Raw genomic sequence first — 13,907 nt, 5'->3', positions numbered from 1 at the left:
ACCCCTTTTATTTTTTAATACTGCACCGGTGGTGTACTCCAGCTACCGGACAGCGTCAGGTTATCGGTTCCAAGCAAAGGAAGATTCACCGGAACGGTAACCGTTATATTGCCAATCAATAATCTAACGGTTCCATTCAACACAGGACCGAGCACAGGAATTCCTCCCAAGATACCATCCAGGTTAGCAATATTCTTCAACTGTACAGAGAGTGTCAGCGAATGGTTTCCGTCGCTCTGCTGTGCATACGATTTCAGCCCCAGGCTGACAAACGAATAGTTCGAACGATATCGGTAATTCGTATTGACTGTTGCCTGTATCGGATCTGTGATATTCACAAACACTCCGTTCAGTAACAACGGACCGTCAATCACGTCATCCACCAATAGTCCGGAGATCAGTCCGGGTTTGGCAACATGAATCTCCCGCACATCATATAGGCCATGAAAACCTCTGATCAGAATATCTTTCTCACTATTTGTCGTACCGGGTGTAGGTGTGAATCCATACCGGAAACGATGATTGCCCGTATAGAAATCCTTTACATTCAGGTCTAAGTCCATAGTCTTCGGGAAATTGTTTATAGTCACTAAAGCATAAGCAGCATCACTGCCCCGCCAGGGATTCAGTAAATCGCCCAACGCTCCCAATGCACCGTTCTGCGTGGCATTACCGGAAAGAGTCAGCCCTATCTGATTGACCAGCCCTTGCAAAAGTTGTGCATACAGTGCATCCACGACCGGTTCTACCAATGCTGCCACCACCAGATTGACTGCGGCATCGAGTCCGCCAACAACGTCATAGACAAGATTACCAACCGGCCCCAAGTTCATTGCCGTTTTCAGTAACCCGGGCAAAATGCCTTGTACCGTCGTCCGGATTATATTCTTATACCCTACTTGCGTCACAATATTATTGGTCAGAGAATTCAAAGCGGTTTGTGCATCCACAAACACTCTTCGCAAATTCAGCATACTGATAATACGCTGCAACAGTACATAAGGTTGAGCAGAGGTATCCGAGAAAGATACATTGGCCAGATAAAATTCCGAAGTGTCGGTAAACTCGGCACCGGGTAACACGATCCGGGCATTCGCACGCGTTGTCCGGTAGTTCGTCAGCACATCCGCATAGTTGGTTCCTCCGCCCGAAACGGGAATCGGAAACTGTGTTTTCTCTACATTGGCCAGAAATACAGCTGTATATTGTCCTTTCGGAAGCGTATCTTTCAAGGCCGCCATCGGCCAGGAAGGAGCGGCATCCGTAGTATTCAGCACCACCTTTTCTTTCACAAACTCACCTGTCGACTTATAAATGACGTAACGCAGGTGGCGAACCCGTGAATCAGTCCCGGTGACGGGTGTACGGGTATCGCCTCCTCCGTATCCGGCTGAGAAGGTTACTTCAAAATATCCGTCGGGCAAGTCCGAAGGCTTACCTTCCGGAGGAAGTTGCCCGGGAACTTCACCGGGCACTTCGACCAGTTCTTTCTCACATCCCGTCAGGAAGAGAGAAATAAAAAGGCTCATCATTATTATCACTTTCGTTTTCATCTCCGGTTCTTTTTGCTTTCAGTTTCTATTGAAGGCCATCCCAGGCATTGTCATCCAGATTGATGTTTCCTGCCAAAGTGAAACCTATATTGATATTCGCATAACTTCCGGTCACTTTCACCCAATGATTAGGAGTAAAGATAATCCGGTTTCCCGAAACCACACCCGGAGTATCCGGCAGTTTCACCGTATAACGTTCGGTGAAGATTCCATAGGACACATCCAGATAGAACAGAGTCTTTCTACTATCCGGAATAGCCAGTAGAAACTGGTTGAAGCTGACTTTTCCCGAAACCGGTGCCTGAGTAGCCAACGTCTTCGTACCGCCGTCACCGGCTGTTTGCCATGTCAGTGCCGTCCCATCCGTTGCACGGGTAGCCGTCACAAGTTGCTCGGCTATCAATGTCATAGAGTTGACATACGCAGGAACATTGGTCACTTCAAGTGTAAAACCGCTAACCAGCCTTTTCAGCGTACCCGTCACATAGTTGATCTGTGAAGGTTTAAAAATGGGACCAACCAACGTTGTACCCCGGTAACCGTTTCCGAAACACGAGAAGAACTCCGGAACTACCGTCGGATTGACCGGTTGCAAATACAAATTAGCCAACGTAGCCGGATTACCTGTCGAACCGATATTAAACCGCTTCGTTGCACCTCCGCCACTGGCAAAATCATAATCACTCCGATTATATCCGATCACCAACAACTGATAGGTAGAGGCTGCTGAAAGAGTAAGCATCGTGACTACTGCCGGAAACGAATTGACATCCAATTGTCGGGCTGCGCTATATTCCGGAACGAAATTAGCTGCATCGTTGGACGATGCCTCATCCGTTTTCCGAAACGGCAGAATCAGTATCCTGTTGACAGAAAGAGCTGCATCTCCCGGCGCACGACTCATGACCCCGTCCCGCTTTATTTCAAAACGGACCGAAACCCCTTCTTCCAAGGGGAGTTCGGCAACATCATCTGTTGAGCAGCTGCCCAACAAGAGCGTTGCCAGAAATCCCGTCAGAAGGATAGTTATATAGCCTGCCTTTCTCATAGCCATACCATGATTCTGTTTTTGAGTTACTTTTACTGAATTACCAAGTTATGTATCAATTCCCATGCCGGACTGATAGTGATCACAATATTCTGATCGGTCAGCAAATCTACCGGAGCATCATCGTCACCCGGGTTACCCGGTGTTCCGCCATCCACACTGCCCGTAGCACCTTTCACACCCAATGAATAAAAATGATTGGCCATCAGATTGAACTGTGTTGCTCCCGAACTGTTAGTATCACTCACAGTCCACTCCTTGATAGCTACACCACTTGCGTCATAAAGTCCCAAAGTCATGCTCACGCCACTAACCGGTATATAGAAAGAACCTCCCAATTGCGAATTAGGTACTTTTACCACTCCCTGACCAGAAAGATCGTTACCTACATACACACCGTTGGAAACAGCCTGCCCGGAAAGATCCATGTCTATTATATTATAAGGAGTAGGCGCTGTATTGATCCCCACACCATTAGTCAGGTTCACCTGTTGGTTGGAGTTGCTGACCTTCAGACGCAGATACTTCACGGTACTTCCGTTTAGCACTTGAGGAACATTCTTGAAGTATCCCAGCACACCGGCCACCTTACGGGTCATCTCAATGCTGACACGAGTTCCTCCCTGGGCCATCACTTCCGCATCGGCCGAACCCGCAAAGATTTCCGATTCATCGCCCGAGTTCACAATAGAAGCAAGCATATCCGTATAATTGGTATTGCCGGAAGTGGGTGTAGTCACAGAGAAGCGGTCAGTTGCATCACGTCCTACGGCCAGAAACTTATATACGCCGACAGGAAGTTTATCCGCATCGGGAACAGCGAAACGTTTAAAGGTAGTACCATCGGTCCAGCCGGTGATATCATAAGTCTTTTGATGCAGATAGGTCGAGCCGTTCTGCACAAAAGCATAAACACTGACACGAGTGACATGCTGTGTGGCCTCCTGGCTATACACCGGCATCCGGGTTCCAATTCCGTCTGTCAGACCATTAACCGCAGACAGCTCAAATGTAATTGCAGCATTTTCAGGATTCACTTCGGGTGAAGAATCATCTTCGCTGGAACAAGCAGCAAACACAAATAAGCTTGCTGCCACCAGAAACATTAATTTTTTCATAATAGCAAAGTTTAGTTTAATAAATAGATAAGAGAAAAAGTGATCAGAAAATATCCAGGCGATGTATCGTGATCCATTCTCCACGGATGAACATCTTGATTTCCCAGATTCCTTCTGATGTATTGTAGTCTATAGAAACAGCAGTTATTTCATTACGCCGCATATCCATCTCCATCACCGGCAATTTCAGATATGGAGTTTCTGATGCACGTGTACCACCGGTATAGAAAGTCAAAGTTAATTTGGAATGTCCCTCTGCCGAAGTAGGAGCAAGCAATGTCTCCAGGACACTGGTGAACGGCACATTTTTGTCAACTTGAGTGCTTCCGGAATAGTTGAGGCCGGCATCCGTCGACTGATAAACATGACTTACATTCTGTTCAATGCGTGTTATCTCAGACGGGAAATTTGAACAGAGCAGTAACAACTTTCCCTTCGTGCGTTCCAGTGTCAATTCTTCTGTCTGATAATCGGGAGAGAAATGCAAGTCCCCGCTTGTCACATAAATATCCGTATGTTCCTTCCCATCCTGATGCAAGATACCGGCGGGATAGTCCGTGGTCAGATTTCCCCATACGGCCAATTTGTAGTCACCGTCGGGTACGCCCGGAAAAGTAAGGGTGTATTCCTTTTCTTCACCTTCCGTAGAGACGACCGCCGACTCTCTGATCAATGCTCCGGTAGATGCATCGTACAAGGCGTAATAGAGAGTTCCCGCATAAGTCCGGAAAGGCAGATTTTCGTCTACCTGGCTCAACTGTGGAAACTGCGATATATTCAAATAGTTCTTGTCCTTAACAGATACCCTAACCGAGTAAGGTTGTTCTACCGGACATTCGTCTCCGCAAGAGGAAGCAAGTACCATGCCAACTACCATGCAGAAGATCTGTATTACTCTTCTATTCATAATCTCTAAAGTTTAAATATAAAACAATTCGTTCAATCACTCAGAAATCAGTATCCTAAAACCGAGATACTTTCCCTATGGTAGTTTTGTAAGCGAGGCACCGTTGCTCCGCATAAGTCAAATATCAACAGAAAGATTATGCATTTGTTTTGCCATGAATCATTATTATCTGTTAAAGTTATATCCCGTCATCCAATTGTTTAAATGATTCATAAATAAACAAGAGGAGAAAACAAAGTTTATCCTCTAAATGTTGTAGAATAAAACAAGATTTAAAAGTAAGAAGATTATAACTGAAAATTATGAACTGATAGATAATGAAGAAAAACATCAATATGAATTTCATGTTGAAGGTTATGTTCCCCGGATAGAATACATAAAATCCTTAAATGGCGAGATCTATCTGACACATACCGAAGTACCGGCCGCCTTGGGAGGACACGGAATAGGTTCACAACTTGCAGAGAAAGTTCTCACTGACATTGAACGGCAGGGATTGCGCCTGGTTCCTCTCTGTCCGTTCGTTGCGGGATATATACATAAGCATCCGGAATGGAAGCGTATTGTACTTCGTGGTATTCACATTCAATAATATAAAAACAGTTATGGGAAAACAAATAGAATACAGCAATGGCGAACTGACCATTGTATGGCAACCGGAACTCTGCCGGCATGCCGGAATCTGCGTAAAGACACTGCCTAACGTATATCACCCGAAAGAACGTCCGTGGATAAAGATGGAGAATGCTACCACGGAAGAACTGATTGCCCAAATCAAAATGTGTCCGTCGGGAGCGTTGAGTTATAAACTAAAGAAATAAGATAAATCGCCGGAAACATCTTTCAAACGATATTCCCGGCGACTTTTATATTTCCTCTCCGTCCACAAACTGCGGTTATAAGATTTAGTCTGCTCTCCTGATCACTCTAAACTCACATTGATCAGTCCCTAAAAGTCCTGTTCCATCTACTCCCTCTGCCACTCCAATAAAACCGGTATTAATGTCGGAGCAATAAAAAGAAACGGTAGCCTCACCTTTTTCGTCAGTCACTACGGACGGAGCCCATAGCAATGTATTGCGGGCATCAGGTACAGGCAACTGCATATCTATTTCATCCGGTTGGTAAAACTCACGCTTACCGTAATACCCTTTCACTCGCCACATATTATTCATACGGAGCAGTTCCTCTTCGGTAAATTCAGTAGCATGATAAACCACGGAATGTGCATCGACCACACTAAAATAGACTCCCCCACCTTTTGAGTCCCCATAATATTTATACTTGGCTATCCTATAAGTTTCTCCGTCAACCGGTTGTTTCCTTCCCTTAGCCGGACATCCACCTTCTCCCACCAGTGCATGATGTCCCTGATAATCCGGATTATAATTCAATAAAAGCCCACACGAAGTACAAACATAGACACTATTCAGATTCATTTGAGCCAAACTATCCAGACGTCCCATAAGCTTATCTCTGAACGGCTTACGAGCCTTGCGGGCAATGACCACTTCATCCAGCAGAATGGTACTGTCACCACTCACGACCGGTGCATCGTAAATCTCCTCTTTGGGTCTCTGTGTACAATTTATCAGCGAGCAGTCAAAAGACTTCTTTCTCCGTATGCTATCGATGGCAGGGAAGTAATCCTGAATCTCCAATTCAGGTTTAAACTCTTTCGACAACATGGGTTTCAGATACACATACCCGCCACGAAGTGTCTTCATCAAATCAGTATCGACCGTAAAACGCCCCAAGGAATCCGTCATCAGATAGGTGGAATTTCCTTCGGCGCCCGAAACCTGAATAAGTTGTTTAGCACCTCCCGTTCCTTTACTTTTCTTCTTACTGCCCAAGGTCTGAATTCCCGTTACATCATCCCTCAAAAACATCTCGCCATGACGGACCGCTCCGTTAAGTTCCCAGACGTATCGCCTCCACCCCTGAGTCAGCAACAACAGATCCATTGCCTGCATACGATCAGCATTCTTCTCGTCAAAGTAATAAGCCGGCCGGCAGACAGCACCACGTATCTGTGATGACAAATAACAATAAGCCAGCATGTTCACCCGGTCATCCGGATTGCTGTATGCTTTGTCAAACACACTGATACCCAAATCGGCTTTCACAGGCTGTCCATTATCATCTGTCACTTTTACTTTCAATGTAGCTTTTTCCCGAAGAACATAGCTCTCTTTCTCCGTTACAATATCAATATGAAGCTTCTTTTCCGGATGCACATATACCAACCTTTCCGCCACAGGCTGCATAGCCGCATTGAACAAGGTAAACTCCGCTATGCCCTGATAAGGAAACTCCGAAAGAGGTATCTTCATTTTCAAACGATCTTTCAGCAACCCTTTTGCCACACAGCAGACGGTTCCTCGTATCTGTCCCACCAGATATACCTCCTGATCGGACAATCCTTCCGTTTGGGAAATAAGGAATTCAAGCTGTTTCCCGTCCCGCCCGGATAACCGGAGCCCCATCCCCTGCCGATAGATTTCAGGTAAAGCATAACTATACCCGTTCGCCAGCTCTATCCGGTATTCTTTGCCGGAGGAAGGAGTAAAAGGTATGACTCCCATCCCATCGTGGCTACTTTTAAAAGACAAAACAGGAATTTCATCCTGATACAATGTTCCTTCCACATCGACCGGACATCCTCCGCTGCCCGTCGCTTTAAACGCCAAACGGAACGGTAAACCTGAAACCAGATTTCCTCCTTCGGGAAAAAGATTGAACCGGAACTCACCCGGCTTCTCTCGATGCTCCGGCAAAGAATCAAGAGCGATATTCCTGACTATCCTGATTTTACGTTCCGGAGATATTCCGGTCGTATCATTATAATATGAGTGGCGGGTATAGGTTCCCAACCGATAATTGCCCTCCGATAATTTTGTATCTATATATACATGGCCCTCAGCAATCCCCTTCTCTATGGGATACTTTTCGGCCCAAACCACACTATCCTTATCATTAAGCATCTGCAAGTAGAGCGTTTCGCTTTGTTCCGACAGCGCGAACGATTTGGCATCCAATTGATAGGCCTTAAACCATAAATCTTCTCCCGTTTCATATATATCTTTGCCGGTCTGCAAATAGATGAGTTCAGAGGGATGCCCGGACAAACGTTGACTGACAGACATAAACAAAGTATCTATGCTGTTTTGAGCAACGGTTGTCATACCACCCCCAATAACGATCGCCAATAATAGGATACGCTTTATCATTGCATTTTCTTCATAATATCACATTCATTCACGGAATACGCAGATGTCACTTGCCACGTCATCACAAAGTCCGGATGCAGCAAATAGCGGATCATGAACTTCTTCTTATGTTCCGTACGGTATTCTTCCGCCGGAAACTCCCCGTGTTCACATACCTGGAACGGCATGATGCGAAGATGCTCCCTAAAATCGACCTCTGAAGTATCCATACACTTAAACATCACTTCTTTTGCTGACCAATGTAAAAGTAAAGACCAGGTATCTTCTCCCTGATATTCAGAAATCAACTCGTCCGGACGCATATATTTATGAGCGACCTTGTGCACCCGCTGCCCGTATTGCTCGATATCGATTCCCACTTCGGACACGGGACTCAGTATAACTGCGACATAGCCGCGAGTGTGAGAAATGCTGATGAAATAAGAAGAATCCGCCAAATGGGGTTTGCCACTGGGAGCATATTCAATTGTCTTTTCCTCCCCCAGCAACTGATATAGCAATACACGTACGGAAAGCCATTCCAATTTACGATGAGGTGAAGAAAAGAGCGTCAACTGTTGCTCATATCTTTCCGGATCGGGCAACAGTGCCAAAAGTTCTTCCGGGGACTCTTCTGTTTTCCAGATTCCCCACTGATAAGCAATTTCTTTATATTCCCGTAACAAAGCCATGGCAAAAGCTGATATCAGGAAGCTTCTTCCTCTGTGGAAGGCTCGTTAACGGTAAACTTCACTTTCAGGATTCTCCGGCTATCCATAGCCAGCACTTCAAATTCGTATCGATGATAGAGAACCTTCTCATGGAGTGCCGGAAATTCTCCCTTTATCTCGAGCAACAGTCCGGCCAGTGTATCGGCATCTCCATCTACTTTGTCAAAATCATCTTCGTCGACCTTCGTAATCTTATAAAAATCGGTCAACTGCGTTTTAGCCTCAAACACCCAGGTATGATCGTTAATCACCGTATAGGTACGCTCTTCATCATCATATTCATCATGAATCTCCCCAACGATCTCTTCAATGATATCCTCCATTGTCACAATTCCCGATGTACCCCCGAATTCATCCACAACAATGGCAATATGAATCTTATTTGCCTGAAAATCACGTAAAAGATCATCGATCATTTTAGTTTCCGGCACAAAATACGCCGGACGGATCAGTGACTGCCAACGGAAATTGTCACCCTTATTAAGGTGGGGCAACAAATCCTTGATATAAAGTACCCCCTTGATATTATCACGTGTGCCCGAATAGATGGGGATACGGGAATATGCATTGTCGATAATACATTGAATTACATCTTTAAAAGGAGTACGTATATCAAGATCGACCACGTCGAGGCGGGAAGTCATAACCTCCTTGGCTGTTTCGCCACCAAAACGAATGATGCCTTCCAGTATATTATTTTCTTCCGTAAGTTCGGCCTTGTCGGTCAGTTCAAGGGCATGAGAAAGTTCGTCAACCGATATATTGTGATTCTTTTTGGCAAAATGTTTATTCAAGAAAGCCGTAGAATGTACTAACACAGCAGAGATAGGAGCAAATACTTTACGCAACACATAGATGACCGGAGCGGAGAAACGGCAGAAAGCCAATGTCTTCTGGGCCGAATAGATCTTAGGCATAATCTCTCCGAAAAGCAACAAGAGGAAAGTCAGGATAACAGTCAGTATCAAAAACTCTGCAAGAGGCGAATGAAAGACAAAGACATTCATGAAGAAGAAGTTACAGAGCATGATAATGGTAACATTCACAAAGTTGTTTGTGATAAGAATGGTTGCCAACAAACGTTCGGAGTCTGCGAGCAGATTGCTGATTTTCCCATCAGAAGGATGATTGCCTTCTTCTATATCATTCAGATCGGAAGGCGAAAGTGAGAAGAAAGCGATTTCGGATGCCGAAGCAAAGCCCGAGGCGAGCAGGAGCAAACCTGCCAGAATAATGGCTATTATTGCCGATAATGAAGGTGTGTTTACGGATATTCCGTTAAAAATTTCTGCCAATTGGCATAAATAAGCGTCTGGGTCCAAAATATTGGTTTTAAGTTAATAATAAGTAGCTACATGCAAATCATGTGCCACAAGTTGTCAGCTAAAAGTTATCACTACAAGTTAAGGTTAGATGCCGGATGGCAATTCTAACTCTTAACTTGTAGCCATTAACCATTAAAACGGCAGGTCATCCGCCGAATTATCTTGCGAAGACACCGGTTGCTGCGGTTGTTGCGATTGAGGTCTCACGGGAGCAGCAGCCTGCTGCTGTGCCGGAGCATACGATCCCGAACCGGTACCTTTCGGAGTGAGCATTTCCATATTATCCACAAAAATCTCGGTAACATAGCGTTTAGCCCCATTCTGGTCATCATAAGAACGGGTTCTTATTTTCCCCTCCACATAGAGCTTATCACCTTTATGTACATACTTTTCGGCAGTTTCTGCCAGTCCACGCCAAAGGACAAGATTGTGCCATTCGGTCCGTTCGGGCACTTGTGTACCATTCGACAAAGTATATGCGCGGTCGGTCGTAGCCAAAGGAAAACTGGCTACAGCAATACCTGTATCCAAATATCTCACTTCAGGGTCTTTTCCGACATTTCCTATCAATATCACTTTATTTACTGACATATTCTCAGAATTTTATGTTTCTAAATACCGAATTTCGTTGCCAAAATTAAATAGAATAACAATAGAATGCAAGAATTGTTACAACTTTTATAAAGCTCTATAAGTTTTATTGCGCACTTTTCTCAAAATGGTTTGCAATTCAAAAAGCTTGGCTGGATTCTTCTCTGCAAGATTCTCCTGTTCATAATCTTTAGTCATGTCATACAATTGCGGAATGCTCAGATTACCCGTTTCTATTTTAGGTGCCCAGGTTATCATGTGAGGACCGTCGTTAGGTTCAATGTATTTCCAGTCCTTGGTACGTACTGACAGTGTGTGGTTAGAGGCTTGCTCAATCACCCAAGGACGGTCGGTAGAATCCGTTCCCAGCCAGTTGCCCAGACGGTCAAAACTATCGGGAGCCGCTCCTTTGGGAACCCTTGCATCAACCAAGGAAGCTAAAGAGGCCAGCCAGTCGATTTGTGAAACCAATACATCCGACACCTGCGGCTGAGTAATTTTCTTAGGCCAGCGCACAATGGCGGGAATACGGGTTCCACCTTCGAAAGCACTATATTTGTTGCCACGCAGCGGACCTGCCGGACTGTGCCCGTTGAGCAGCTCCTCTGCACGATCCTGATAACCATCATCCACAACAGGACCGTTATCACTGGAAAGAATAATCAATGTGTTTTCAGAAAGCCCCAGCTTGTCAAGTGTTTCCAGGATTTGCCCTACACTCCAGTCGAACTGTACAATGGCATCTCCGCGCAACCCCATCGGATTCTTACCACGGAAACGCTCGTGTGGAAAGCGTGGAACGTGCACATCGTTCGTTGCAAAATACATAAAAAACGGTTCATCCTTATGTTCGCGAATAAAGTTGATGGCATGTGTAGTGATCGAGTCGGCAATATTTTCATCTTTCCATAAAGCCTTGCCTCCCCCTTTCATATAACCGATGCGGCCGATTCCGTTTACGATAGCCATATCATGTCCATGACTGTGTTTCTGGTTATACAACAGCTCCGGATGATCTTTCCCTAAAGGTTCTCCTTCAAAAGGTTTGCGGTAGCTGACTTCGATAGGGGCACTCGGGTCATAGTTTGCCACTTTTCCGTTTTCAATAAATACACAGGGCACACGGTCGGCAGTAGCAGCCATAATGTATGAATAGTCAAATCCCAAATCCCCCAATGCAGCGGGAAGTGGAGCATTCCAGTCTTGCTCTCCGCTTTTATCTCCCAGTCCCAAATGCCATTTACCGAGAGCAGCAGTCACATAACCGGAATTTTTAAACATATCGGCCATCGTGTAATCTTCCGGACGGATAATCATTCCGGCATTTCCGGCTGCTACATCCGTTCCCGGACGACGCCAGGCATATTCTCCCGTAAGCATGGAGTAACGTGAAGGAGTACTGGTAGCCGCAGTAGCATGCGCATTAGTAAAGCGAATACCTTCGGATGCCAAACGGTTAACATTAGGAGTTTGTACATTTTTAGCTCCATAACATTCCAGATCGCCATATCCCAAATCATCTGCATAGATAAACACCACATTCGGCAGTTGTCGGTCATTCACCTTCTGTTTGTTTTTTCCTCCTTTTTGTCCACTTGCGGCCATCAGGCAAGCTACGGGAGAAAGACAGGCTAATAGTAAGTAAGGTCGTTTCATAATTTTAGATATTTATAATTCAACAAAATATATTCAGTTTCTATTTCAATCGATGTATTTCTCTATAAAGGCATGCACCAATTTTGAGACGGCATATTGTTCCAGCTCTTCAGCCTTTATTTTTTGATAAGCAGTAAACGAATGACTATCTTCCGGAAGATCTACTATATAAAAATTGGCATAAATCACCCGGTGGGAAAGCACGTGTTTCACGTCCCGGCAAACCGAACGGACTACCGGAAGTTCCTTGGGGGCAAACAATGCCTTTAACTCGGGCAGTGCCAAAAATTCCTCCTCCGAAACAGCAACCGGAGTTTCAATCAACGGAAGCTCGAACAGATTTCTCCAAATATCATTTCCCGTCCTTTTATTTATGAAAGTATGCACGCCCATGCGTACATATATATAATTGAAATAACGATTGGTCGTTTTTATTTTGTGCTGCTTGACCGGAAGCTCCGCCACTGTCCCCTTTGCCAGCGCCGCACAACTGTCAGCCAATGGACAAAACATGCAGTTGGGAGTTTGAGGAGAACATTGGATCGCTCCGAAGTCCATAATAGCCTGATTGTATAATGCGGGGTTCTTTCTATCCAGCAATTCATCCGCCACAGCCGCAAACAATTTTTTCCCTTCTGTAGAATCAATCGGAGTATCGATGCCCAGATAACGCGACAGCACTCGATATACATTTCCATCGACCACCGCATAAGGCATGTTATATGCAAAAGAACAAATGGCAGCGGCTGTATACTCCCCTACCCCTTTGAGGGCGCGCACCTCAGGATAAGTTTTCGGAAACACCCCATTCATGCTCTTGGCGGCGGCATGCAAATTACGGGCACGCGAATAATAGCCCAGTCCCTGCCAATACTTCATCACTTCGTCTTCATCCGCCTCGGCCAAAGTGGCAACATCGGGAAAACGTTTCATAAAGCGGACGAAATAATCGTACCCCTGCACCACACGCGTTTGCTGAAGAATGATTTCCGATATCCATATTACATACGGATCTGCCGAATCCCTCCAGGGAAGTTCACGTTTATATTCCTTGTACCAATTCTCTATTGCATTGCTGAAATTCCGGTTCATGCTTTTTGGACGGATTCTACTTTTTGTTAACTTTATCCTTGCACAAAAGTAGTCATTTTCGTTTAATTACGAACTAAGAAAGCTTAATGAAGCGACTTTTTTAGAAAATTGTTCGGGATATATTTTTTTGGGAGACTAAAAAGCTATATATTTGCAGTCCAAAAAATTAGAAAGAACATAGTAATAATATTTTTTTTAAGGAAAAATGACTAAAGCAGATATTGTAAACGAAATTGCAAAGAACACCGGTGTTGACAAAGTAACAGTACTTACAACAGTTGAGGCATTTATGGATGCAGTGAAAGATTCTTTGTCTAAGGACGAGAATGTTTACCTCCGTGGATTTGGTAGCTTCGTCGTAAAGAAAAGAGCTCAAAAAACCGCTCGTAATATTTCTAAGAATACGACTATCATCATTCCGGAACACAACATTCCGGCGTTCAAACCAGCTAAGACATTCACCCTTTCGGTAAAGAAATAATAAACAAGAGTATTAACCCATAAAATTTTGAAGCTATGCCAAGCGGAAAGAAGAAAAAAAGACATAAAATGTCTACGCACAAGCGTAAAAAAAGACTAAGAAAGAACAGACATAAAAGCAAAAAGTAATTTTTAGTCTGAATCTGGACAGAAATAAAGAACAAACTTGTGAAGCTATGTCTTTCGAGTTTGTT

At 44.7% G+C, this 13,907-nt stretch carries 13 protein-coding genes; 3 read left to right on the top strand and 10 right to left on the bottom strand.

The genetic code is table 11. The features are described 5' to 3' along the window. Positions 1 to 14 precede the first annotated feature (14 nt). Genes BF9343_RS07275 through BF9343_RS07260 form a run of 4 tightly spaced genes read right to left on the bottom strand, consistent with a single transcriptional unit; the run spans position 15 to position 4,626 of the window. Positions 15 to 1,553, bottom strand: a complete 1,539-nt coding sequence (locus BF9343_RS07275) for a FimB/Mfa2 family fimbrial subunit (protein WP_009291965.1) — start codon at positions 1,551 to 1,553, stop codon at positions 15 to 17. Positions 1,554 to 1,578: 25 nt separating this feature from the next. Then, the gene (locus BF9343_RS07270) at positions 1,579 to 2,607 is read right to left on the bottom strand and encodes a hypothetical protein (protein ID WP_010992580.1); all 1,029 of its coding nucleotides are present in this window, start codon (positions 2,605 to 2,607) and stop codon (positions 1,579 to 1,581) included. Positions 2,608 to 2,633: 26 nt separating this feature from the next. Further along, on the bottom strand, positions 2,634 to 3,719 hold the full coding sequence (locus tag BF9343_RS07265; RefSeq protein WP_005795183.1) for a FimB/Mfa2 family fimbrial subunit: 1,086 nt from the start codon (positions 3,717 to 3,719) through the stop codon (positions 2,634 to 2,636). Positions 3,720 to 3,762: 43 nt separating this feature from the next. After that, on the bottom strand, positions 3,763 to 4,626 hold the full coding sequence (locus BF9343_RS07260; protein ID WP_005786370.1) for a FimB/Mfa2 family fimbrial subunit: 864 nt from the start codon (positions 4,624 to 4,626) through the stop codon (positions 3,763 to 3,765). Positions 4,627 to 4,915: 289 nt separating this feature from the next. On the opposite strand from BF9343_RS07260, the gene BF9343_RS22330 reads away from it, so the two are divergent. Both BF9343_RS22330 and BF9343_RS07255 read left to right on the top strand, forming a co-directional pair. Then, a complete protein-coding gene (locus BF9343_RS22330) occupies positions 4,916 to 5,218 on the top strand; it encodes a GNAT family N-acetyltransferase (protein ID WP_005786368.1) in 303 nt (100 codons plus the stop codon). A 13-nt stretch (positions 5,219 to 5,231) separates the two neighbouring features. Next, positions 5,232 to 5,447 carry a (4Fe-4S)-binding protein gene (locus tag BF9343_RS07255; protein WP_005786366.1) on the top strand — a complete coding sequence of 72 codons (216 nt, stop codon included), beginning with the start codon at positions 5,232 to 5,234 and terminating at the stop codon, positions 5,445 to 5,447. 84 nt (positions 5,448 to 5,531) lie between these two features. On the opposite strand, the gene BF9343_RS07250 is transcribed toward BF9343_RS07255, so the two are convergent. The 6 genes from BF9343_RS07250 to mutY all read right to left on the bottom strand — a co-directional run bounded on the left by BF9343_RS07250 (position 5,532) and on the right by mutY (position 13,233). Next, positions 5,532 to 7,859, bottom strand: coding sequence for a hypothetical protein (locus BF9343_RS07250; RefSeq protein ID WP_041926192.1), 2,328 nt, complete (start codon positions 7,857 to 7,859; stop codon positions 5,532 to 5,534). Beyond that, positions 7,856 to 8,530 carry a 4'-phosphopantetheinyl transferase family protein gene (locus BF9343_RS07245; RefSeq protein ID WP_010992577.1) on the bottom strand — a complete coding sequence of 225 codons (675 nt, stop codon included), beginning with the start codon at positions 8,528 to 8,530 and terminating at the stop codon, positions 7,856 to 7,858. The genes BF9343_RS07250 and BF9343_RS07245 overlap by 4 nt, the downstream gene beginning before the upstream one ends. Before the next feature lie 14 nt (positions 8,531 to 8,544). Continuing rightward, positions 8,545 to 9,891, bottom strand: a complete 1,347-nt coding sequence (locus BF9343_RS07240; RefSeq protein WP_005795192.1) for a gliding motility-associated protein GldE — start codon at positions 9,889 to 9,891, stop codon at positions 8,545 to 8,547. A gap of 135 nt (positions 9,892 to 10,026) precedes the next feature. Beyond that, a complete protein-coding gene (locus BF9343_RS07235) occupies positions 10,027 to 10,485 on the bottom strand; it encodes a single-stranded DNA-binding protein (RefSeq protein ID WP_005795194.1) in 459 nt (152 codons plus the stop codon). A gap of 87 nt (positions 10,486 to 10,572) precedes the next feature. Then, positions 10,573 to 12,141, bottom strand: coding sequence for a sulfatase family protein (locus BF9343_RS07230; protein ID WP_010992575.1), 1,569 nt, complete (start codon positions 12,139 to 12,141; stop codon positions 10,573 to 10,575). 45 nt (positions 12,142 to 12,186) lie between these two features. Beyond that, positions 12,187 to 13,233 (bottom strand): A/G-specific adenine glycosylase, encoded by a 1,047-nt coding sequence (gene mutY / locus BF9343_RS07225; protein WP_009291960.1) that lies wholly within the window; start codon positions 13,231 to 13,233, stop codon positions 12,187 to 12,189. Positions 13,234 to 13,438: 205 nt separating this feature from the next. Between mutY and BF9343_RS07220 the strand changes: the two genes are divergently transcribed. Beyond that, the gene (locus BF9343_RS07220; RefSeq protein WP_005776335.1) at positions 13,439 to 13,714 is read left to right on the top strand and encodes an HU family DNA-binding protein; all 276 of its coding nucleotides are present in this window, start codon (positions 13,439 to 13,441) and stop codon (positions 13,712 to 13,714) included. The last annotated feature ends 193 nt before the right edge of the window (positions 13,715 to 13,907 follow it).

Source organism: Bacteroides fragilis NCTC 9343, from assembly GCF_000025985.1.
GTDB lineage: Bacteria > Bacteroidota > Bacteroidia > Bacteroidales > Bacteroidaceae > Bacteroides > Bacteroides fragilis.
This window is presented reverse-complemented; position numbering and strand designations above follow the sequence as displayed.